The organism is Escherichia sp. WS1118, from assembly GCF_046487695.1.
GTDB lineage: Bacteria > Pseudomonadota > Gammaproteobacteria > Enterobacterales > Enterobacteriaceae > Escherichia > Escherichia coli.
Genome location: NZ_JBJQIZ010000007.1, coordinates 216,739 through 239,410 on the forward strand (window position 1 = coordinate 216,739; position 22,672 = coordinate 239,410).

General features: G+C 51.8%; 15 protein-coding genes and 1 pseudogene. 6 read left to right on the forward strand and 10 right to left on the reverse strand.

All coding sequences use genetic code 11. The features are described 5' to 3' along the window. Positions 1-3: 3 nt before the first annotated feature. The 3 genes from yehY to yehW are packed head-to-tail and all read left to right on the forward strand — an operon-like array spanning position 4 to position 2,816. Positions 4-1,161, forward strand: coding sequence for a glycine betaine ABC transporter permease YehY (gene yehY, locus ACJHYO_RS14205; RefSeq protein ID WP_085455436.1), 1,158 nt, complete (start codon positions 4-6; stop codon positions 1,159-1,161). Beyond that, the gene (gene yehX, locus ACJHYO_RS14210; protein ID WP_000569345.1) at positions 1,154-2,080 is read left to right on the forward strand and encodes a glycine betaine ABC transporter ATP binding protein YehX; all 927 of its coding nucleotides are present in this window, start codon (positions 1,154-1,156) and stop codon (positions 2,078-2,080) included. The genes yehY and yehX overlap by 8 nt, the downstream gene beginning before the upstream one ends. A gap of 4 nt (positions 2,081-2,084) precedes the next feature. After that, complete coding sequence (gene yehW / locus ACJHYO_RS14215) at positions 2,085-2,816, forward strand: glycine betaine ABC transporter permease YehW (RefSeq protein WP_000783127.1); 732 nt, start codon at positions 2,085-2,087, stop codon at positions 2,814-2,816. On the opposite strand, the gene ACJHYO_RS14220 is transcribed toward yehW, so the two are convergent. Next, on the reverse strand, positions 2,797-2,904 hold the full coding sequence (locus ACJHYO_RS14220; protein ID WP_001216963.1) for a protein YohO: 108 nt from the start codon (positions 2,902-2,904) through the stop codon (positions 2,797-2,799). The genes yehW and ACJHYO_RS14220 overlap by 20 nt on opposite strands. A gap of 59 nt (positions 2,905-2,963) precedes the next feature. Then, positions 2,964-3,695, reverse strand: coding sequence for an HTH-type transcriptional regulator MlrA (mlrA, locus tag ACJHYO_RS14225; protein WP_001240405.1), 732 nt, complete (start codon positions 3,693-3,695; stop codon positions 2,964-2,966). A 221-nt stretch (positions 3,696-3,916) separates the two neighbouring features. Here mlrA and btsS point away from each other — a divergent pair, with 221 nt between their 5' ends. From btsS to ACJHYO_RS14240, 3 genes are read left to right on the forward strand one after another with little or no spacing between them, the layout of a single operon-like run. Further along, entirely contained in the window at positions 3,917-5,602 is a 1,686-nt protein-coding gene (btsS, locus tag ACJHYO_RS14230; protein WP_001295431.1) for a two-component regulatory system sensor histidine kinase BtsS, read from the forward strand. Continuing rightward, positions 5,599-6,318: a two-component system response regulator BtsR gene (gene btsR, locus ACJHYO_RS14235; protein WP_000598641.1), complete on the forward strand. Its 720-nt coding sequence runs from the start codon at positions 5,599-5,601 to the stop codon at positions 6,316-6,318. Before btsS ends, btsR begins: the two co-directional genes overlap by 4 nt. Positions 6,319-6,364: 46 nt before the next feature. Further along, a complete protein-coding gene (locus ACJHYO_RS14240; RefSeq protein ID WP_001295430.1) occupies positions 6,365-6,835 on the forward strand; it encodes a DUF1456 family protein in 471 nt (156 codons plus the stop codon). Positions 6,836-6,875: 40 nt separating this feature from the next. On the opposite strand, the gene ACJHYO_RS14245 is transcribed toward ACJHYO_RS14240, so the two are convergent. The 8 genes and pseudogenes from ACJHYO_RS14245 to ACJHYO_RS14280 form a co-directional block, all read right to left on the reverse strand. Beyond that, positions 6,876-7,337 (reverse strand): YehR family lipoprotein, encoded by a 462-nt coding sequence (locus tag ACJHYO_RS14245; protein ID WP_001296231.1) that lies wholly within the window; start codon positions 7,335-7,337, stop codon positions 6,876-6,878. 124 nt (positions 7,338-7,461) lie between these two features. Continuing rightward, the gene (locus ACJHYO_RS14250) at positions 7,462-9,462 is read right to left on the reverse strand and encodes an SWIM zinc finger family protein (protein ID WP_085455434.1); all 2,001 of its coding nucleotides are present in this window, start codon (positions 9,460-9,462) and stop codon (positions 7,462-7,464) included. Further along, a complete protein-coding gene (locus ACJHYO_RS14255) occupies positions 9,459-10,595 on the reverse strand; it encodes a vWA domain-containing protein (protein ID WP_021520891.1) in 1,137 nt (378 codons plus the stop codon). The genes ACJHYO_RS14250 and ACJHYO_RS14255 overlap by 4 nt, the downstream gene beginning before the upstream one ends. Continuing rightward, entirely contained in the window at positions 10,588-12,867 is a 2,280-nt protein-coding gene (locus ACJHYO_RS14260; protein ID WP_085455433.1) for a DUF5682 family protein, read from the reverse strand. The genes ACJHYO_RS14255 and ACJHYO_RS14260 overlap by 8 nt, the downstream gene beginning before the upstream one ends. Positions 12,868-12,877: 10 nt before the next feature. Next, the gene (locus ACJHYO_RS14265; RefSeq protein WP_001313986.1) at positions 12,878-13,966 is read right to left on the reverse strand and encodes an ATP-binding protein; all 1,089 of its coding nucleotides are present in this window, start codon (positions 13,964-13,966) and stop codon (positions 12,878-12,880) included. Positions 13,967-14,745: 779 nt separating this feature from the next. After that, a pseudogene (gene yehK / locus ACJHYO_RS14270) lies at positions 14,746-15,062 on the reverse strand (protein YehK). A 60-nt stretch (positions 15,063-15,122) separates the two neighbouring features. Beyond that, complete coding sequence (gene yehI, locus ACJHYO_RS14275; RefSeq protein WP_024705194.1) at positions 15,123-18,755, reverse strand: DUF4132 domain-containing protein YehI; 3,633 nt, start codon at positions 18,753-18,755, stop codon at positions 15,123-15,125. Positions 18,756-18,764: 9 nt separating this feature from the next. Further along, positions 18,765-22,553: a DUF4132 domain-containing protein gene (locus tag ACJHYO_RS14280; RefSeq protein WP_001533467.1), complete on the reverse strand. Its 3,789-nt coding sequence runs from the start codon at positions 22,551-22,553 to the stop codon at positions 18,765-18,767. Positions 22,554-22,672 lie beyond the last annotated feature (119 nt).

A 22,672-nucleotide genomic window follows, 5' to 3' on the forward strand; every position in this document is an offset into this window, starting at 1 on the left:
CCCGTGACTTATTTCCGTATTAATCCTGTTCTGGCGCTGCTGCTGTTGCTGACGGCAATCGCAGCGGCGCTGCCGTTTATCAGTTACGCACCTAATCGTTTAGTTTCGGGTGAGGGGCGTCATCTCTGGCAGCTGTGGCCGCAAACTCTCTGGATGCTGGTGGGCGTTGGTTGCGCCTGGCTGACAGCCTGTTTTATTCCCGCTAAAAAAGGCAGCATTTTTGCACTCATTCTGGCGCAATTCGTCTTCGTATTGCTGGTGTGGGGAGCTGGAAAGGCGGCGACACAACTGGCGCAAAATGGTAGTGCGCTGGCGCGTACCAGCCTCGGAAGTGGTTTCTGGCTGGCTGCGGCGCTGGCACTGCTGGCCTGTAGCGATGCCATCCGCCGAATCTCCACGCATCCGCTGTGGCGCTGGTTGTTGCATATGCAGATTGCCATTGTTCCGCTGTGGTTGCTGTACTCCGGCACGCTTAACGATCTCTCGTTAATGAAAGAATACGCCAACCGTCAGGATGTGTTTGACGACGCGCTGGCACAACATCTGACGTTGCTGTTTGGTGCGGTGCTGCCTGCGTTAGTGATTGGTGTGCCGTTGGGCATCTGGTGCTACTTTTCCACCGCGCGGCAGGGAGCGATTTTTTCTCTGCTGAATGTCATTCAGACCGTGCCTTCGATAGCGCTCTTTGGCCTGCTGATTGCGCCGCTTGCCGCGCTGGTTACGGCCTTTCCGTGGCTGGGAATGCTCGGCATAGCAGGAACCGGAATGACACCCGCACTGATTGCGCTGGTGCTCTATGCCTTGCTGCCGCTGGTGCGCGGCGTAGTAGTCGGCTTGAACCAGATCCCGCGCGATGTGCTGGAGAGCGCCAGAGCGATGGGGATGAGCGGGGTGCAGCGTTTCCTGCATGTTCAGTTACCGCTGGCGTTACCGATATTTCTGCGCAGCCTGCGGGTGGTGATGGTACAAACCGTTGGCATGGCGGTGATTGCGGCGTTAATCGGCGCAGGCGGTTTTGGTGCGCTGGTTTTCCAGGGGCTGCTAAGCAGTGCCATTGATTTAGTGTTGCTGGGGGTGATCCCGGTAATTGTTCTGGCGGTGCTTACCGACGCGCTGTTCGATTTGCTTATCGCACTGCTGAAGGTGAAACGTAATGATTGAATTTAGCCATGTCAGCAAACTGTTCGGCGCACAAAAAGCCGTTAACGATCTCAATCTCAATTTTCAGGAAGGGAGTTTTTCGGTACTGATTGGCACGTCGGGTTCCGGTAAATCCACCACTCTGAAAATGATTAACCGCCTGGTGGAGCATGACAGTGGCGTGATCCGCTTTGCCGGAGAAGAAATTCGCTCGCTGCCAGTGCTGGAGTTGCGCCGCCGGATGGGCTATGCCATTCAATCTATTGGCCTGTTTCCCCACTGGAGCGTGGCGCAAAATATTGCCACCGTGCCGCAATTACAAAAATGGTCACGGGCGCGGATCGACGATCGTATCGACGAATTAATGGCGCTACTGGGGCTGGAGCCAAATTTGCGTGAGCGTTATCCGCATCAGCTTTCCGGTGGTCAGCAGCAACGTGTGGGAGTGGCCCGCGCGCTGGCTGCCGATCCGCAAGTCTTACTGATGGATGAACCTTTTGGCGCGCTGGACCCGGTAACGCGCGGCGCGTTGCAACAAGAGATGACGCGCATACACCGTTTGCTGGGGCGTACCATTGTGCTGGTCACTCATGATATTGATGAGGCGCTACGACTGGCAGAACATCTGGTGTTGATGGATCACGGTGAAGTGGTGCAGCAGGGCAATCCGCTGACGATGCTGACTCGTCCGACGAATGATTTTGTCCGCCAGTTTTTTGGGCATAGTGAACTGGGTGTCCGCCTGCTTTCGTTACGTAGCGTGGCGGATTACGTGCGTCGCGAAGAACGGGCAGAAGGTGAGGCGCTGGCAGAAGAGATGACGCTACGCGATGCGCTTTCTCTGTTTGTCGCGCGGGGATGCGAGGTGCTGCCGGTGGTGAACACGCAGGGCGAGCCTTGCGGCACGCTGCATTTTCAGGATCTGCTGGAGGAGGCGTAATCGTATGAAGATGTTGCGCGATCCGCTGTTCTGGCTGATTGCTCTGTTTGTGGCGCTGATTTTCTGGCTGCCTTACAGCCAGCCGCTGTTTGCTGCCTTGTTCCCACAACTGCCACGACCCGTTTATCAGCAGGAAAGCTTTGCAGCTCTGGCACTGGCTCATTTCTGGCTGGTGGGAATTTCGAGTTTGTTTGCGGTGATCATTGGTACTGGTGCCGGAATTGCTGTCACTCGCCCTTGGGGCGCGGAATTTCGTCCACTGGTGGAAACTATTGCCGCCGTTGGACAGACTTTTCCGCCCGTTGCAGTGCTGGCGATTGCCGTTCCGGTGATCGGCTTTGGTCAGCAACCGGCGATTATCGCCTTGATCCTTTACGGTGTGCTGCCCGTCCTGCAGGCGACACTTGCCGGGCTGGGATCGATTGATGCCAGCGTGACCGAAGTTGCCAAAGGCATGGGAATGAGCTGTAGTCAGCGACTGCGTAAGGTCGAGCTACCGCTGGCAGCTCCGGTGATTCTGGCGGGTGTACGAACTTCGGTGATTATCAACATTGGCACGGCGACGATCGCCTCAACGGTAGGGGCCAACACGCTGGGTACGCCCATCATCATCGGACTTAGCGGATTTAATACCGCGTATGTGATCCAGGGAGCGTTACTGGTGGCACTGGCGGCGATCATCGCAGACCGCCTGTTTGAAAGGCTGGTGCAGGCGTTCAGCCAGCACGCAAAATAAAGGTATAACCTGCGAGCATGACGCCACCAATTCCGCCTAACGCCATAAACAGGAACAGGGCGATGACCCCAATTTTAGCTATGCGCATAATGCACTCCTTATGTTAACGAAAGGATTGTACAGTAAAGCGCATTTGTTAACGAATCATTAAATGCCGAGTGGGAAAATATCATGGCCTTGTTCCTGCCAACTGGTGAGTTGCTGCTGTTGGGCGGAGGTTCGATTATCACCGCACCATACCAGCAATGTACGGCCTTCGAACAGTTCAGGGCGTAGTTGATTGAGCGAGTGGGCGAGGACATCAATGCGCCATCCTTGTTGACTGGCAATCCAGCCCTCCAGCCACAGACGAGTGGTATCCTGAATATTCCAGCCAACCACCAGTGCATCTTTACCCTGTTTTTTGCGCGCCGAAGCCAGGCAAATAGAGATGTAGTTGATCAGTACGCCGTCGAGGATCGCCAGCAGCGCCTGGAGAGTCGGTTGTTGGCACTGAAGCCGTCGGCGCAGAGGAATAAACAGATGTGTGGTGAGTGTCTGGGCGGGGTAATCCTGACCGCGCTCTTTGATCCACGTTCGCAGGCTATGCAGATTGCCGCTTTGCAGGTAAGTCAGTAATGTTTCTTGCTGATCGCGCCAGCCGTTCTGCACATCAACATTTTCATTACTGAGCAGCATTTTTACTTTGCTGACCTGCACGCCGTTGTCGATCCAGCGTTTGATCTCGCGGATCCGGTCAATATCGGCATCGTTGAACAGCCGATGACCGCCGTCTGTCCGTTGCGGTTTCAGCAATCCGTAACGCCTCTGCCACGCGCGTAACGTGACAGGGTTAATATCACAAAGCAACGCCACTTCACCAATTGTGTAAAGCGCCATCGTCTCACCCTTGCTCGCGAGGTCCCGGTTTAACTTTAGACGCAGTTTTGCGAACCAGGTAGTTTTGCCCGTTTTTTGTGCATCTATAGGGTGATTTTATTTTTGCCAGGCGATTTTGAGTGATCGTACTCACGAATTCTCATTTTTCTGCAAGAGTTCAAAGAAAGTTAAACGCAAGCAATGTATGTTACGCGTTTTAAAGGGAAGTGTGGTTTGCGGGTATGTACGATTTTAATCTGGTGTTGCTGCTGCTTCAGCAGATGTGCGTTTTTTTAGTCATTGCGTGGTTAATGAGTAAAACGCCATTATTCATACCGTTAATGCAGGTCACGGTTCGTCTGCCGCATAAATTTCTCTGCTACATCGTCTTTTCCATCTTCTGCATCATGGGCACCTGGTTTGGGTTGCACATTGACGATTCTATTGCCAATACCCGTGCGATAGGTGCGGTAATGGGCGGCTTACTCGGCGGTCCGGTCGTCGGTGGGCTGGTTGGTCTGACCGGCGGGTTACATCGATATTCGATGGGGGGCATGACCGCGCTAAGTTGCATGATCTCGACCATCGTTGAAGGATTGCTCGGCGGCCTGGTACACAGCATCCTGATCCGTCGCGGGCGCACTGATAAAGTCTTTAACCCCATTACCGCCGGTGCCGTCACGTTCGTCGCTGAAATGGTGCAAATGTTGATCATCCTGGCGATCGCCCGACCTTATGAAGATGCGGTGCGTCTGGTGAGTAATATTGCTGCGCCAATGATGGTCACCAATACCGTCGGCGCGGCACTGTTTATGCGTATATTGCTCGATAAACGCGCGATGTTTGAAAAATACACTTCGGCTTTTTCTGCCACTGCGCTGAAAGTGGCGGCCTCGACGGAAGGCATTTTGCGCCAGGGGTTTAACGAAGTGAACAGCATGAAAGTGGCACAGGTGCTGTATCAGGAGCTGGATATTGGTGCAGTCGCGATTACCGATCGAGAGAAATTGCTGGCCTTTACCGGAATTGGTGACGACCACCATTTACCCGGCAAACCAATTTCTTCGACTTATACCTTAAAAGCGATTGAAACCGGTGAAGTGGTCTACGCTGATGGCAACGAAGTGCCTTACCGTTGCTCTTTGCATCCGCAATGCAAACTGGGGTCGACGCTGGTCATTCCGTTGCGTGGTGAAAATCAGCGAGTGATGGGTACCATCAAATTGTATGAAGCCAAAAACCGTTTATTCAGTTCAATCAACCGCACGCTGGGCGAGGGGATTGCGCAACTGCTTTCGGCGCAGATCCTCGCCGGGCAATATGAGCGGCAAAAAGCGATGCTCACCCAGTCAGAGATCAAACTGCTTCACGCCCAGGTGAATCCCCATTTTTTGTTTAATGCGCTTAACACCATTAAAGCGGTGATCCGCCGCGACAGCGAACAGGCCAGCCAGCTGGTGCAGTATCTTTCTACTTTTTTCCGCAAAAACTTAAAGCGGCCTTCGGAGTTTGTTACTCTCGCCGACGAAATTGAACATGTGAACGCTTATCTGCAAATTGAAAAGGCGCGCTTCCAGTCGCGGTTGCAGGTCAACATTGCTATTCCGCAAGAATTATCCCAGCAGCAATTGCCCGCGTTTACCCTGCAACCGATAGTGGAAAACGCCATTAAACATGGGACATCACAACTGTTGGATACAGGGCGAGTGGCAATCAGCGCCCGACGTGAGGGGCAACATTTGATGCTGGAGATCGAAGACAATGCCGGTTTGTATCAACCGGTAACCAATGCCAGTGGGCTGGGGATGAATCTGGTGGATAAGCGTTTACGTGAACGGTTTGGCGATGACTATGGGATAAGCGTCGCCTGTGAGCCTGATAGTTACACCCGAATAACGTTACGACTACCATGGAGGGACGAGGCATGATTAAAGTCTTAATTGTCGATGATGAACCGCTTGCACGGGAGAACCTGCGCGTATTTTTGCAGGAGCAGAGCGATATTGAAATCGTTGGAGAGTGTTCAAACGCCGTAGAAGGGATCGGTGCGGTGCATAAACTGCGCCCGGATGTGCTGTTTCTCGATATCCAGATGCCGCGCATCAGTGGTCTGGAAATGGTGGGGATGCTCGACCCGGAACATCGCCCGTATATTGTTTTTCTCACCGCGTTTGACGAATACGCCATTAAAGCCTTTGAAGAACATGCCTTTGATTATCTGCTGAAGCCAATTGATGAAGCGCGACTGGAGAAAACGCTGGCGCGATTGCGTCAGGAGCGCAGCAAGCAGGATGTTTCGCTGTTACCGGAAAATCAACAGGCGCTGAAATTTATCCCTTGTACGGGGCATAGTCGGATTTATTTGCTGCAAATGAAAGATGTGGCATTTGTCAGCAGTCGGATGAGCGGTGTCTACGTTACCAGTCACGAAGGGAAAGAGGGCTTTACCGAACTGACATTACGTACCCTGGAAAGTCGTACACCATTACTGCGCTGCCATCGTCAGTATCTGGTTAACCTCGCGCATTTACAGGAGATCCGTCTGGAAGATAACGGCCAGGCCGAGTTGATTTTGCGTAATGGCTTAACCGTGCCGGTCAGCCGCCGTTATCTGAAAAGCTTAAAAGAGGCGATTGGCCTGTAAAAGACTGCTAAAATGGCTTTTTGCCTCATCAACACCTGAAGGCCTCATGCTAAGTAACGATATTCTGCGCAGCGTGCGCTACATTTTGAAAGCCAATAATAATGACCTGGTGCGTATTCTGGCGCTGGGTAATGTCGAAGCCACCGCGGAACAGATCGCCGTCTGGCTACGTAAAGAAGACGAAGAGGGTTTTCAGCGTTGTCCGGACATTGTTTTGTCTTCATTCCTCAATGGCCTGATTTATGAAAAACGCGGCAAGGATGAGTCTGCTCCGGCACTGGAGCCGGAACGTCGCATTAATAACAACATCGTGCTGAAAAAATTACGCATCGCGTTTTCGCTTAAAACCGATGACATTCTGGCAATCCTCACCGAACAGCAGTTCCGCGTTTCGATGCCGGAAATTACGGCGATGATGCGTGCACCGGATCATAAAAACTTCCGCGAATGCGGCGATCAATTTTTACGTTATTTTCTGCGTGGACTGGCAGCGCGCCAGCATGTGAAGAAAAGCTAAGACGGGTATGGCGGCCATGCGAAACATGGCCGCCGACAGATTATTTCACTTCTTTAAAACCAGCGGCTTTCATCACCAGTTCCATTTGCGCCATAGTGATACCTTTTTTGGCATCTTCAGCAGAAACGTTGATTCCTGAAATACCCTGCAGGGCTTTAAAATCCACTTTTTCCATATCAATAGTCACGTTTTCCTGCGCGTAGGTATCGGTATAGGTTAATTTTTCTTCAACACCCGCGATGTTTTTGTATTTGGCGCTTAACGGCTCAAGTGTCCTGGCGGCATCTTCTTTGGTGGTTGCACCAATGGAGGCAAATTGAATTTTGGTTTCAGAAGATTGCTTAAGCACCTTGTCACCTTTGTAGACATAGGTAATGGCAATTTCAGTGCCGTTCAGATTGGCGCTGAATTTCTTTGATTCTTCTTTGTCACCGCAGCCAGCAAGAGAGAAAACCAGAACAGATGCAACAACAAGGGAAAACAGCTTATTGAAAGCCTTCATGTAAAACTCCATTTTATTTAATCAAGGAACTGGTGACTCTCACCAGGGGCTATATAGGATATGCCTAATACTGTGGCGTGAGCAGTCCGGAACAGGAGTAGAACTCTTAATAAAAAGCACTATTTCATCCTTGTTGCTGAAGCATGGGGAATAATTGTTCGCAAAGCAAAACACCGTTATTCATTGCTTCTACCCGTGCCTCGCTTTCTGTATTACGAAATTGTCCCAACACATGTGCCAGCCGATAAAAACCCACCGCGGTGAGGTCATTCGCCAGCAACTCTGCCTGACCAATTGCACTCTGTTCCTGATAGCGCCAGCCGTTATGGAGCAGTTGAATAAGTAACGCCTGGCAGCGCATCAGCAACTGATGAGCGGTAGACGGCACAGGGAAAACGCTGGCAGAAGGTAGCGGTGCCACAGGCGCAGTTTCTGCGTCCAGCGCCCAGGCGCGGGTTTTTGTCATCATCACCCGTGGTTCCAGTGTCAATTGCCCCTCTACAAAGCTGACAAAGCCAGAAACCAGACTCACGGGGTCGTCTGTTTGTTGCAAAAGCGCCGCCATGCGTTCAACAGCAAAGGGCGAACAGGCAGAGGCTGGTAGGGATAATGTCAGCACGTTATCTTCACCTTCGCCGCTGATTACCTGCGCATCCAGTGTCTGGCGGCTGCTATCCCAACCGAGTGAAATACACTCAGCGACTGGCAGAATAAATAAGTTATCGACCTGGTTGAGTGGTCGTATGCAGGCGGGGGGACGCTGGCGTAAATATTCCCGCAAAGCCACTATGCCCGGCTGGCGCAACGGCGCGCTCAACATTTGCCAGGCGTCTGGCGACAGTGGAACAACACTACTCAAGCGGTTGCGGGTCGCTAACAGCAGCTCGCCATCGGCACTGCGTTTTGCTGCTTGTGAAACAATTTGCCCACCAGCCAGTGCGCCAGCCTGAAAACTAAACAGCCGACGCGTCGCTGCCGGTGAATTTTCCTGTTCGCTTCTCGGCCAACTACGCGAAAGGTGCAAAATACTGCCGGTGTCGGGATCGGTGAACCAGATGCGTAAACCATACTGCTCAATATCCTGCCAGCAACGCATACCTAAAGACACCAGCCGCAGATGATCAAGCTTTGCTTCTCCGGCAATGCCAGCGCCAACGACCGTGCGCCACGGCACAGGAGGAACTTCACCAACACTGTCGCGCCGCGCCATCTCTTGTGCGCAATTTAATCGACTGTTTAATGCCGCAAGCTGACGTAAGCATTCCCCGGCATGATAGTGGCTGGCGCGGGCGTGGAAGGCATCAACGCTGGCGCGCAGTTGCCGTAGCGATTCACTTACCCAACGCCAGTTGCAGCGTTCCGCCGCTTGCTGCGCACGGCTGAAAGCGGCCTCGTAGTGGATTGACGGTTGGCTGATCCCGCCCAGCCATAATACCTGACTTAATTGCTGAACATATTGACGACACGCGTTGCCCTCTTCGCTGGCAAACGGATCGTCAGATGATGTGACGTGTTCGCTGCGCATCTGCCAGATTAAATGAGTAAATTCCGCTTGCTGAGTTTTGGCCTCGACGAAGGCCTGCACAGCCAGTACGACATGTTCGCAAAGTGTGCCGTCAATACAATCACAACGGGCGAAACGAATACTGCTGCGGGAATAAAAACGCACATCGCTCATCGGTAAGCGGGCAGAGGGAATTTCGCCCGGCGTACAGAACAACTCAATGGTGATGCCTTTAGCGACCAGCGCCTGTGCGCGTTTGCGGGTGGCATCGGGCAGGGTAGCCAGTTCTTCCAGCCAGATTGCCGGATCCCATTCATCTTCTTTTCCTGTAGGCTGGGCGGTAGCACAAAGTCGTTGATAACTTAACACCAGCATCACGCGATGACGGCACATGCCGCTGGCCCCGCAGGTGCACTGAGCCTCTTTCAGTGCCTGACTGTTCGCCAGCTGGGTACGGACACCGTCACTGAAGGTGGCGATTAAAGCGCCGTTCTCATGGCTGATTTCCGGGACGTTGCCATTTTCCAGTTCCTTAAGACTGCGCTTAACAAAACCGGCATTGCTTAACGCCGTCAGGGCCTGCGGTGTCAGTTCTAATAATTCCGGACGTAGTGAATTCATGACTGAAGATTCTCCGCAAGCCAGGTCGCCAGTTCGCCCGGTGTCATGGCAGCTATTTGTGCGCCGACATTAACCAGCGCCTGGGCCATATCGCGGTCATAGCAAGGTGTTGCGGTGCTATCGAGCGCCGCCAGTCCCAGCACTTTGACGCCGCTCTGGACACACTTTTTCACCTGATGCGTCAGCAATGATGATGAACCCCCTTCATAGAAATCGCTCACGAGGATAATGACGCTTTTCGCTGGTTGTTCAATAAGTTGCCGACCATACTCCACGGCACTGGCGATATTGGTCCCGCCGCCCAGTTGTACTTTCATTAATAACTCTACCGGATCAGCAACGTCTGCCGTGAGATCAACCACGCTGGTGTCAAACGCCACCAGATGGGTACGAATACCGGGTAACTGCCATAAACAGGCCGCCATCACCGCAGAGTGGATCACCGAATCGACCATCGATCCGCTTTGATCAACCAGTAAGACCAGTTGCCATTGTTCGCTTTGGCGTTTAATGCGGCTGTTAAAGCGGGGGGATTCGATATACAACTTGCCGTGTTGCGGGTGCCAGTGTTGCAGGTTGGCGCGCAGAGTACTTTTGAAATCAAAGTTTCGCGCCAGTGGAATAAATGAGCGGCGACGGCGATCGCGGACACCAGAAAAAGCCTGACGAACTTCCTTTGCCAGTCGAGCCATAATTTCTTCAACAACCTGGCGCACTATCTGGCGGGCGGCAGCCAGTACTTCGGGATTCATCAGATGTTTGGTGTGCAAAACGGCGCGTAGCAGGCTTTCCGAAGGCTGCATACGTTCCAGCACGTCGAGATTCGTCACCACATCTTCAATGCCGTAGCGCAGCACGGCATCGCTTTCCAGCCGCTCAATCACCTGTTGCGGAAACAGCGTGTGAATGCTGTTGATCCACTCAGGGGTGGTGAGATTTGAGCCACCTAATCCACCGGAGCGTTCACCACGCTGGAGCCGTTCAGGATCGCGCCCGTACAGCCACTCCAGCGCGTGGTCTATCTGCCGGGCGTTGTCATCCAGCCCACAAAGCGTCGTTTCTGCCGCTTCGCCAAGAATTAATCGCCAGCGTTGTAGCTCACGGGTGGTCAGAAGATCGTTCAGTTCAGACATGGAAAACTCCCCAGTGTTGCAGCGATGCCAGTGCCTGCTGTTCGAGTTGTTGATGATGTGCAATGGCTTGCGGTGGACAATGCAACGGCATTTGCAGCGCTGAAATGGGAAGCTGTGCGAGCTGGTAATGCTCAAGCACCTGATGCGCCAGCGTCCCGCGTTCTCGTGGTGGTAGCCAGGCCATCGCCGCGCGTAAATCGGGCAGGGCGTTAATAAAATCGTCGTCACTCAGTTGATTTAAATGACTACTGAAACCGGCGATAAATGCCGGCTGACAGGCCAGTTGATGGCGGGCCAGCGCCAGCAAACCGTGCAGCGCCTCGCCGGATTGTGCCGGGGATAACTGCGCCAGCATCGTCAGCGCCGCTTCGGCACTGGCGTTGGGATGTTCCAGACGCATTAGTGCGCCAAGAGCCGCGCCGCGATCCAGCGCCGGGGCATGAATCGCCTGACTGCGTCGCTCCAGTAAGGCTACCGCCGCAGAAAGAGAAACGCCGGGTAAATTAACGCCGCTATGTAGATCGCGCAGGATATGGCAAAGCGCTTGCCAGCTATGCAGGTGAGCGTGAAACTCCTTTTCATCCGGTCTGCCGTTAGATTCACACAGCCACAGCGTGCGATCGATAGCCGCGCATAACGTCGTTTGTAATATCTGCGCGCCTTGCATACCGCTGATTTCATCGAGCTGCCACAAGGCGTAAAGCACTTCCAGCGCCTGGCCCATTTCGGCAAACTGATTTTCCTGGGCGATTAATAATGTAAGTTGCTCCAGTAATTGTTGACTGAAGGACGCCAGACCCGCTAACGCCGCCTGGCTAAGACATGTGGTGATACTGCCGATTCCACCCGCGTCCAGCATATCGGCTTCTAATTTATGGCGTGCGGCTTCCTGGAGTGTGGCACCAAAGCAGGCGGCCTCAATTAATGCCGCATGTTGGCTAAGCGGGCGGGTTAATTTCCAGCGTTCTTCACCGTTGCCTGCAAGTGTCAGTGTACTTCCCTGCTGGCGCACAACCCCTGGGATCTCCAGTATTACCAGCCGATGTAACACCTGACTTTGCGCCAGTCCATCGGGGGTAAAGCGATTTAAGGTAAGCTCCGCCGGAAGAGAGATTCCGGTACGTTCCAGTTCGCAGGTGACATCTTTTGGCAGAGGCGGTTGTGGCGTAGAAGGGGCAAGTTTACCGAATCCGTCACCCGCTAATGTGTCTATCAACGTTACCAGAATCGGATCGGTATCGGGATGAATAACTCCGCGGTAGCTCCACGGCAACGGCGCGTTCAAGGCTTCTTTAATCAGCGAGCCAGCTATGGCATCCAGCCAGTCAGTGCGTAGAGGTAGTGTATGGCCGCGCAACTGTGCCAGTGCCATAGCATGCAGATGAGCAGCAGCCATATCAGCGGTAGAAGCGGGCAATTTGTGCTGGCGCAAACGGGTAAGAACCGTTTTCAGCAGCTGTTCACCTGCCTGCTGTAAGCCACACTGCCAGCACCAGTTTTGCCAGACCGGGGCAGGCATTCCGGAAAGGTATCCTGCCAGCACATCAAGGCGCTTTTCACTGTAGGGTGTGAGATAACAACCAGTAACGGCATCTGCCAGCGAGGGCAATTCTGGCTTGTTAATTTCCTGCGGGCATTCGCGCCACATTTTTGCCAGTGCAGGAGCGTGCCAGCCGCCGCAGACGACTAACACGTCGCCATTGTTTTGCTGCATCGCCCATGTAATCCAGCGAGCCATAAAGGCTTCGCGCTGACGATTGAGCGCATCTCCGGGGGAATCGCTCCGCAGTTGAGCAAAATAGTGCGCCAGCGTAGAGGGTAATGCAGTTTGCTGGCTTTCATCTTCGAATAAGTGATCCCACAGGGTATCGCTGTTATCCATGCGGGTGTCACGCAGCAGTAAGGTCTGGCTTTCATCTTGTGTATCAGGCGAATCGTCCTCTTCTTCACTCTGCGCCCAGCAAGGCAAATCGATGAAGTAAGTTTGTGCCTGAATACGACGTGCGGCTTGTAGCGCCTGCCACTCCGGCGAAAATTCAGCAAATGGCGTCCAGGCACCACGCCCGGGGGCCGCACCGTCCTGATACTGGCAATAACTGTAAATAGCTACCGGAAGCTGGTGGGCTAAAAACAGTTCGTCTATCCGGTCATTAAAATCAGCCGGGCCTTCAATCAATACGTATCGTGGCCGCTGGCTTTCGATTAACGATTTCGCCAGCCGGGCGCAGGCCGGACTATGATGCCGGATGCCGACAATTAACGGCTCGCTCATACATCTTTCCTCACGGCAGGCGGTGGCGAGCTTGATAATAAGCCTGCCAGTGAGCTTCTTTATGTGTAGCAACACGTTGTTCGAAGTAACGGCGCAGGCGCGCGCGATCTTCTTCGTTATCTTTGACGATGGTTCCGGCAATACAGTCCACCAGATCGGCCGGCTCACCTGCGCGATTCGCTAAAAACCAGGCGCGGACGCCCACCGCGTGGGCCACGTTCACGGCTTCAGCGGTGGACATAATCGCTGTCAGTGTATCCATTGACGTTTTCTTTTCGCCGTTGGCACGCAGATCGCGAAAGGTGCGGACCAGTAACTCCAGTACCGCGTCAGGCACTTTATGCGGAATGCCGCTATGGGCCAGCAAACGCGCCGAAGCACTGGCGACAAGCTCCAGCTCCTGGGCGAAATCCATAATCGGAAAGACAGTTTCAAAATCGAAGCGACGCTTTAGCGCGGCACTCATTTCATTGACGCCGCGATCGCGGGTATTGGCAGTGGCAATAATATTAAAGCCTTCCCGCGCATAGAGCTGACTGGCTTCACCGGTGAGTTCCGGCACCGTCATCACCCTGTCAGAAAGCATACCTAACAGACAGTCTTGTACTTCCAGCGGTGTACGCGTTATCTCTTCAAAACGGACGATTTTGCCGTCGCGCATTCCCTGGTAAAGCGGGGCAGGGACCAGTGCTTCCGTTGACGGACCATGGTTGATAAGCAGGGCGTAGTTCCAGCCGTACTTGATTTGATCTTCAGTAGTAGATGCGCCGCCCTGGATGGTTAACCCGGCATCGCCGCTAATAGCGGTTGCCAGTAATTCAGACAGGAGAGATTTTGCGGTGCCAGGTTCCCCCACCAACATCAAACCGCGCCCGGTGGCAAGAGTGACTAACATACGTTCGACAGCGGAGGGACTAATCACCACTTTACGGCTAATATTTTGCGCTTCGTCGCCAAGGATAAAAGCACGGGCCGCAGGCAAACTTAACTGCCAACCTGGCGGGCAAGGTGCGTTATCATTTTGTTTTAATTTTGCCAGTTCAACGGCGTATAACACAGCAGCAGGCGGACGCTGCAGGTGATTATTCTGCGGTGACATATATTCATCCCTGAAATGTATTAATGAAATAAACGATATTTTACGCGCAATAAATGTTTGGCGCATTAGTTGTTTGAGCGGAAAATATCTGGAAAGCAGATCGCAAAAAATAAAAAAACCTGCTGGTGAGGCAGGTTCTTTTATTTACAACTTTGACGTTAAGTTACTGATTATGCAACATGGCGCCCCAACGAACGAATTATAACCACCTACGGACCCCGTTGCAATTAAGATAATGAGATTTATAATCCTGACTGTTGGGAAGTTGCGCCGGATCGAACCAATTTCAAGTCCTGGCTACCGGACGGGTGGTGCCGCAGGTAGTGCTCTGATCCGGAGTGCAACATGGCGACTCAACATACGTAAACCAGTATCGACAGGCAGTGTAAGGGTAAGATGCTGGTGTTGCGCTCCTTAATAAGGAGAGCGAATGGACACGCTGACACAAAAGTTAACCGTGCTCATTGCCGTACTGGAGTTATTAGTGGCTCTGTTACGGTTGATTGATTTGTTGAAGTAACGGGCAAATTGAAACGCATTTAAGGGGGAATACCGTTTCCCCCTTTAATAAAGCTTTACTTGTCATACTTCAAGTTGCATGTGCTGCGACTGCGGGTTATTCGGCCCATCCATGGACCTCACCCCTTACGGGGCCGCTACAAGTAGCGTTCAAATCCGCTCCATGCGGATTTGTCGTTCACCCCTGTCACTTACTTTAGTAAGCTCCTGGGGATTCACTCGCTTATCGCCTTCCTGCGACTTGAATTATCTAGAGTATATTATTCTATTTCTTGGTTGAATATATTCTGTAGTTCACAATTAAAAATTGCTATTACTGTTTCATGTGATTCACCTCGTAATTTCCGCTCATCAATAAACTCATCTCTTATATAAATCAACGCATCATTTATTAGTGGTCGGCATCTTCTCGATCACGTTGATGAAATGTTGGATGTAGCCGGAATCGCTCCAGTCGATAGACGGAACCTGTAAATAATTCAGAGCATTTATGGATTTCAAGTCTGAAGGAAAACGGCTCTTCAGGTACAGGGATCTCATAATCGTAAATAGCAACCAGCTCTTTTTGCACGATCATCGCTTCCCCCGCTGGTAGGTCGTGTTGATAACGGGCAGTTGCATCACTGCCCGCTGTGTTTTAATGGAAAATGACGTCAGGTGCGCTTAATGCCTCACTCAAATCAAACACATCAAGTTCGGCAAAAGTGACGGATTTATTGTCACGGTAAACCCGAAGAGAACGGAAGCTCATTAGCGCTTTGCTATCAGTACTGTAATGGTTAAAACCGGGTGAAAACTTAAGGACCAGCCGGTACGCACCTAAGTCATAGACAAATGCGTCCTCATAGCCTGACTCCCAGCCTTTGTATCGCATTCCCATAAGCTGCCCAACGGTAGCAGATTTACCTTCCCAGCGATTCAAACTATTACTGGCTGACTCGTCAGGCGTGAGCAGCACTGTGCGCCGCGTCAACTGGCGAAAAGGCGGCATAATTTCGTAATCGGCAAAAAGCTGTGCAAATTCACTGCGCATTTCTGCTGTCATTTCTAACGGGTGGGCAATGCCAATCAGAGCATCGGCAGGCAGGTCAATTGGCTCATCTTGCTCATTGCAGAACTCCCCCTCAGCGGCCACACGAAAGGCGTTAAGTAAACGACGCGGTTCATTTGCCGGATAAACCCCCCATATTAATCGCTGAGTAACCAGACGGGTAAAGGGATGATTAACAAACAGAGAATGAAAATCTGCCAGCGACCAGCGTCGGGTGGTGCGCAGGGCAGTTTCAAGACGCGGGAGCAGGTTTTTGCTCACCTGAGTCGCATCTTTTTTTAGCCCTTTGAGTCGGGCCAGTGCCTCGGGGGTTTTCAGTTGATCGTCATCGGCGCGCAACCGGGGAACGCTTTTCTGGCGAACGTTTTGCTGATCAAAGATAACCGGGTTGAGGTTTTCATCGAAGCGAACGGTAAATTGCCGTGGACCAAAATCAAAAATCAACGCCTGCGGATCATCAAGACCCAGTGTTGGGACTAATCTGTCCGCTAACTCTTCCTGGCTTAGCCCGCGATTTTCTGCGACCACCTGAAGAAATTCCGCCGCGTTATCACGTAAGGGGCGGGATTTCGCCCGTTGCGATATATGATGCAGCTGTATCAGTGCCATATCATTATTCATCTTAGTAAGTATATTCAGACCACTGACAGCACGGGCAGATTTGCCCTCTTGTGGCCAGGCGAGGATCTGTGTCGTCAGATCCCGTGCCGTGCTTTCGTCGCCAAAGAGACTTAACGCCAGAAATGCCCAGTTGTCTTTTGCGGGAGCACCAGCTTGTTGCCACGCGGTGAAAAGATCCCAGGCAAAAGCTGCCAGCGTTTGCGGCTGGCAAAACGTTTTCAGCTGTTCCAGTCCGCCATAAAAACGTCCGCCCTGGGTAAAGCGCAGCATTTCGCCGATAATTTCCAGAGCGTCATCGGTAACAGGCTGATTATTCTTGATAAGGCGCGGCCTGGACCACATTGCCGGATGCCAGAAATCAGGAGCTTTTGGAATACGTGCCGGGTAAATTTCTATTGGACCCAGTTTAAGTAATTGCTCCAGGGCAGGCCATACATCTGTACGCTGCCAGCGGTTTGCCACGGTTTGCAGTAATTCGCCATGCCCTTGTTCATACAGTAAACGCAGGGCAAGTAATGCAGCTTCGCTATTATCGCAGGGTTTTGTAAAGACAAGAGGGATAAGTGCAGTAGCCGTATGTTCCGGCCATTGTAAAATCCACTGGCGAGCCAGATCACGCTGCGCCGCGAAACGTCGCCAGACGCGGGCAACGGGCAGGGCCAGTTCTGTTGCGCCGAAATTTAAAATTAACGGAAATGTTTCTTTTGGATGATGTGAAAAAGCCAATAACAGGCCAGGTAATGTATCCAACCCGAGGATACTGAGAAAATAGTCCTCACCCGCGAACAGATGCTTTTTCTCATTGATACGCAGCCAGAAAGTCAAAGCCATCTCACGCGGCAACTGTGCCAATAAATACAGGTTCCAGACACTCTTTTCCGGACGATAACGTGAGTAGCTATCATTTTCCCAGGTGTTAATTAACGCTTCAACGTCGCCGGAACGAAGCGCCTGTTCGGCTGATTTTGCTTCCGTGGAGTGCCAGCCATTGTTGATTTCCTCTACTCTGCGCGGGGAGTAATGCCACTGACCCACTAATGATTTGCGCGCCGCATCCAGTTTGCCGGGCAGTATATAATTCCGGAACAGCCATACATCATCCCCAAAACCTAGCTCCTGTAGTACAACTCGACCACTTTTTCGTTCCATGCGTTCCGTAAAAGATCCCGTGCTGAAATAACGGGCAGACTCTGTGGCGGCAAGTCTCTCTCGTTCGCCTGGTTGCCAGCGGGCTTTGGGCGCTAATTCAAGAGGCACTAAATCAAGGCGCAGCAATGCCGTTTTTTTCTTACCTCGCCACGGTGGAGAAACAAGTATTTCTGGCAGGTCGTTGCTATGAGTACTCTCGAAAGCAAGTTTTGGCGATGCCGATAAATAACCATTCACCACTGCCTGGGCTTGTGTACTTAAGCACGGCATCACCTCTTCTGCCAGTTGTGGCTGCGATGCCATCAGCGTTTGTAACAGCGTATGCCAGTATTCATCACGTGCTTTTTGCTGTGCAGGCAGCTTTTTGTCTTCGATGATGGGATAACCAGGGCGCGCAGGGGGGGCTTTTAACGCCAGCAGTTCTGCCAGTGCGGCGAGCGTCGCATGGGGGAAGTTTTTACTGTATTTAGCCACACGTTGCAGGCTGGGTTTGTTTTTATCAGCCACCAGTAGCAAGGTGCGGATGACTTGCGGATGGTTAATTTGTACCAGCAGACTGCCGCAATCTTCTTTATGTGCATACATCGCGAGGCGCGGAACGGCTGCCAGTCCTTGTTCGCGCAAAAGGGCAGCGCAGGCCGCGTAGCCGAAGTGGTTTTCATGCGACATGTAGCTGGCTTCTCGATCGCTAAATATATCCTGGCTCCAGTAACGTGCGAGTTCTTTCACCGCCTTAGGGTCATCAGCAACAACTTTTAACCACTCTTTTGAGCGAAAATGAGTTTGCGAACATTCAAGGCTTACCAGCTCGTTGGCGATTTCGGGTTTTTCCGGGAGGTTCAGAGCAATAAAAGGGCGGCGAACTTTGGTTATTCCTGGCAGTGCGGCAATGAGTTTGTCGGCGCAACGCTGCCAGCAGGTTTCCTCTGCCAGAGAGAGATGCTTACGTAATCGGAGATCGAATTCGTTATAGGTTTCTGAGCGATAACCATAGCCATAGTCCTCGTTCTGATACTGCAATGTTACTACCAGAGGATCACTCTCATAACACCGTACAATAAACTGGCGTGCAATCACCACCTCAGTTGCATATTCCAGCCCCTCTTGTTGGACGATTTCGTCGAGCAACTGTTGGCTATCATTTTGCGCGATACAGGCTAGCGCCGCCATTGTCCGGGCCGTGATTGAGGGTTTGTGTTCGCCGATCAAGTTGATGGCCTGCGTGATGGCGGACTGCCACTCCAGTGAAAAGTTTTCATAACGCCAGACAATGTTTTTTTTCTTCTCTGCTTTTTGTAGCAATTCATCACCCAGTGTCTGAATGATGCTTTCAGTGATAACAGGCACCGGTTCGCCTGGCCAATTGCGATGGCTGAGTGGTGTTTTGCCTTTTTTATATTTAAGTTCCAGTTGGGCGTTATCCGCCAGCCACGGTAATTCCTTGTCCATGCTCTTTCCTTATTCAAACAGGGCTTCAATATCGTTAATTAGCTCGCTGGCGGTGATGGCATCGAGTACGGAGAACTGCGCTTCCTGTGTTGAATTACTCCCCCAGCCATAGCTTTCCGCTTTGCCTTCCCATAGCCACAGCTTGCTTAAGAGTTGCTCGGCACTCAGTTCGGCTGGCGACATGCCTACCGCAAAACCTTCATCGATTTCCATGATTAACGACCAGCGGCCCAGGGGGTTGATCATCCAGCCGATCCAGCCAGCATCCTGCGGGGTGCCCTTTATCCAGCCTTTATTCGCCAGCCCCATTACCCGACCACTCGGGCATTTTCTGCCTGTCCAGCGTGTCAGTTCGCTGGCGTTGCGCTCGGCTTCTGTCAGCGCGTAACTGTTACGATCAAGCTGGCGGAACGGTGGTAACAGTTCGTAGTCGGCAAAAAGCTGCCCGAAGGCGGCAGCATCCGTCGGTGATATTTCCAGAACGTGAGGAATACCAATAGAGATATCGCCTTCCGGCAGGGTGAAAAGATCATCGTCAGCGGTGCTGTAGCTGTTATCTTCCGCTACGCGAAAGCAAGCCAGTAGCTGGTTTTCGGCGCTATAAACGCCCCAAATCAGACGGCGGGTTAAGTGGCGGACCAGCGGATGCTCAACCAGGAAGAGCTGAAAGTTTTCCGGTGACCAGCGGCGACGCAGGCACATGGCGGATTCCAGCCTTGCTACCTGCTGGGCGGCGACGGTACGCGCATCTTTTTTCAGCAATTTGTAGCGGTTAACAGCATCGTTCGCCTGTGATTCATCATCGCTTTTGTTTGGTTTGGGCAGGTCTTTCAGACGACTGCCGGAAGCGTCACGCACAAACGGTTTTAAGGTTTCATCAAAGCTGACGGTGAACTGGCGTGGGCCGAAATCCAGCAACAACGAACCATTATCATCCAGACCGAGATCCGGTGCTAACCGATCTTCAAGCTCCGCCACCGTGAGTTCGCGGCTCTCGGCAATGTCGGCAATTTTTTCTTTTGCCCGCTCCTGTAATGCTTTGAATTTCAGTTTCTGGGCGATGCCGTTAAGCTGCATCAGGGCGATATCACTACCGATAGCAGCGAGAATATCCAACCCGACGGTGGCGCGTTTATGCTGGGATTCACCAGGCCAGGCGCGAATCAAAGGCGTCAGTTTGCGGGCGGTGTCATCGTTACCGAGAACGCCTAACGCAGTGAACGCCCAACTCTCTTTCGACGGCGCGCCAGCGGTCTGCCAGGCGGTAAACAGATCCCAGGCAAATTCAGCCAGTGAGTCGGTGGTACAGGCATCTTTCACCTGCAATAATCCCGGATACAGTGCCTCTTCCTGAGGGAAGCGGAGCATTTCACCGAGGTGGAGGAGTGCGCTATCAGGCAGTGATTGGGCGTTTGCTTTTAATAACGGGCGCGTCCAGAGCGATGGCTGATAAAAGGTCGGAAGAGTGGGGATTTTTGTCGGGTGATTATCTAAGGGATCGAGCGCAAGTAGAGCGTTCACCGCATCGGTTACTTCCGGCTGGTTATAACGCCGGGCGATTTCTTGCAGCAATGGCTGATGACCGTTTTCGGTAAGCATACGCAAGGCAGCACGGGCGTTGTCCTGTGCTTCACTGGCTTTGCCGAGCGCTGCAGGCAGCAGGCCGGTAATGGCGTGTTCCGGGTATTTCAGCAGCCAGCTACTGGCGTCTTGTCGTAATGTTTTGAGTTTGTTGAAGGCGCGGGCGACGGCAGGAGCCAGTTCCGTTGCGGCAAAATAATTAGCAACCGCAAAACCTTCTTGAGGGTAGCGTGAAAACGAGTGTAGAAAACCACTCATACCTGCCAGTCGCAAATAAAGCATGACTGGTTTTATCGCGGTATGCGGCTCTTTGCTGAGAAATTCCCATAGCTTAATCGCTTTTTGCATAGGTAAAAAGGGAAGTGAGTTGAGATGCCACTCCCCCTGATACGGTGCATGGTGGGCTTTAAACATTTGGATGAGTGTAGCGAAGTCCTCACGTTCCCATGCGTCAATTGCCGAGTCAGAAGCGCCGATATATTTATATGTGTCAAAATCCCAGCGGCGATACCCCAGCGAGTAAAGGAAATTTTTAGCACCTTCACCTGGCTTATGCGGTTCCCAGTCCCAATGAGTTTGAAACTCTTTAGCTTCTGTGTCGGTTATTGTGCATATGGATTCGAGGTTGAGCGGTGCTAAATCCAGCACCGGAATCGGCGATTTTTTCTTTTTCGAAAGCCATGGTGGGGAGACTACTATGGCCGGCAGTAGATCGGCGCTGGCATGGTTTGAGGGCTGTGTCAGTTGTTGCTGGCATGATTTCAGCACTGCAACTGCGGGTGTCGAAAGCCAGGGAATGACCTGTTCTGCTAGTGTCGGTTGCGAGATAAGCATCGTCATTAGCATAATGCGCCAACTATTCTCTTCTTTTTGCACTAGAAGTTCCGCCAGTGCTGCCAGTGCTGCGTGTGGGAACGCAGCGCAGGCTTTCGTCATTCGATCGTGACAGCGTTTAGTATGCCCTGCTACACGTATAAGCAGTGTTAATGCGAACGGATGATTGATATGACGCAACACATCGGCGCAGTAGTCACTTGCGACATAGGGAGCAAATCGGGGCAGGGCCGCAACACCTTGCTCCTGTAATACGGTGGCTGACCATATCGCACCACAATAGTAATCATCAAAAATGGCATATGGCTCGTGATATTTTTCTAATGAGGCAAGAATGTGCTCATCAGTCGCCACTATTTTTAGCCACTCCAGCGAGGGTAATTTCTTTTGCCCCAGTAGACGCTGGGCAATTTCATGTGCAATTTCTGGTTTTTCGGGCAATAACAAAGCAATTAATGGTTGCCGCCATTCTGGAATATGTGGAACTGCGGCAATAAGTTTTTGTGCACATTTTTGCCAGAGAGACTCTTCCGCCAGTGATAAATGTTTACGTAGGCGTAATTCAAAGCTGGAATATTGCTGCAAATAATCAGGTGAAATGCCAGACGACAGGAAAACAATATTATTGTTGACATAATCCCATTCAATAGATATTTGTTGAAGATGTATTATTACATCAGTAGCATATTCCAGACCGCCTTCCTGAATAATCTGATCCATAACATCCTCACGCTCTTTATATCTTGTGCATTTCATTTCAAGTGCCGTGAGTACAGCCATTACGGGTGATGGTAGCTGTGTTGTTTTCAGGTCGTCGATCTGACTGATCGCCTGGGCGACGGTGTTTTGCCATTCTAAAGAACAGGCGCTGAAGTCAAATGTGGCTGTTGTATTATCCCGTTGCGACACACTACAGGCTAAGCGACGTAATTGGGTCAATTTGTCTGCTTGCTGAACAGGAACTCCGGGAAAGCGGCGATGACTTAACGTGGTGTGTACAACTTCGGGCGGAAAAACGACAGCAATATCTTTCGCCAGCCACGGTAAAACAGCATCTGTATTTTTGTCAGCCGCACGGGTTTCTGCTACGAAAGAGGGTTGTTCCTGAATAATGGTGGATAAGTCCGCTACCTTGAGAGAGTCCGTTACCGTTTGGGAAGGTTGCAAAGAATTATCCTTCGCTTGCTCCACATATCCCTTCTTCACCTTCTCCGCAATCAGCTTCAGCTCCGCTTTTTCCGCTGCCACAGCATCAGCAAAACTTTTTACCTGGCTTTGCCCTTGGGTACCAACTTTTCCCCAACTGATATGCAACTCGTTTCCCTGTTGCTCCACCGCCCAGAATTTATGTGATTTTTCGTCCTGATAGATAAAGTGTCTCATTCTGCATCCCTGTAATTTTATCCAGTTGAATGCAGATGCTACCAGTATTTATGCGGGTTAGAGAGAGACAAAATCGCAAGAGAACAACTTTAGGAATTTATAAAGAAAAGGCGCTGTCG

Excerpts from the sequence above, each read along its gene's own strand:
- yehX (WP_000569345.1), top strand. The coding sequence starts at position 1,154 with ATGATTGAATTTAGCCATGTCAGCAAACTGTTCGGCGCACAAAAAGCC.
- yehW (WP_000783127.1), top strand. The coding sequence starts at position 2,085 with ATGAAGATGTTGCGCGATCCGCTGTTCTGGCTGATTGCTCTGTTTGTG.
- ACJHYO_RS14220 (WP_001216963.1), bottom strand. The coding sequence starts at position 2,904 with ATGCGCATAGCTAAAATTGGGGTCATCGCCCTGTTCCTGTTTATGGCG.
- mlrA (WP_001240405.1), bottom strand. The coding sequence starts at position 3,695 with ATGGCGCTTTACACAATTGGTGAAGTGGCGTTGCTTTGTGATATTAAC.
- btsS (WP_001295431.1), top strand. The coding sequence starts at position 3,917 with ATGTACGATTTTAATCTGGTGTTGCTGCTGCTTCAGCAGATGTGCGTT.
- btsR (WP_000598641.1), top strand. The coding sequence starts at position 5,599 with ATGATTAAAGTCTTAATTGTCGATGATGAACCGCTTGCACGGGAGAAC.
- ACJHYO_RS14240 (WP_001295430.1), top strand. The coding sequence starts at position 6,365 with ATGCTAAGTAACGATATTCTGCGCAGCGTGCGCTACATTTTGAAAGCC.
- ACJHYO_RS14245 (WP_001296231.1), bottom strand. The coding sequence starts at position 7,337 with ATGAAGGCTTTCAATAAGCTGTTTTCCCTTGTTGTTGCATCTGTTCTG.
- ACJHYO_RS14250 (WP_085455434.1), bottom strand. The coding sequence starts at position 9,462 with ATGAATTCACTACGTCCGGAATTATTAGAACTGACACCGCAGGCCCTG.
- ACJHYO_RS14255 (WP_021520891.1), bottom strand. The coding sequence starts at position 10,595 with ATGTCTGAACTGAACGATCTTCTGACCACCCGTGAGCTACAACGCTGG.
- ACJHYO_RS14260 (WP_085455433.1), bottom strand. The coding sequence starts at position 12,867 with ATGAGCGAGCCGTTAATTGTCGGCATCCGGCATCATAGTCCGGCCTGC.
- ACJHYO_RS14265 (WP_001313986.1), bottom strand. The coding sequence starts at position 13,966 with ATGTCACCGCAGAATAATCACCTGCAGCGTCCGCCTGCTGCTGTGTTA.
- yehI (WP_024705194.1), bottom strand. The coding sequence starts at position 18,755 with ATGGACAAGGAATTACCGTGGCTGGCGGATAACGCCCAACTGGAACTT.
- ACJHYO_RS14280 (WP_001533467.1), bottom strand. The coding sequence starts at position 22,553 with ATGAGACACTTTATCTATCAGGACGAAAAATCACATAAATTCTGGGCG.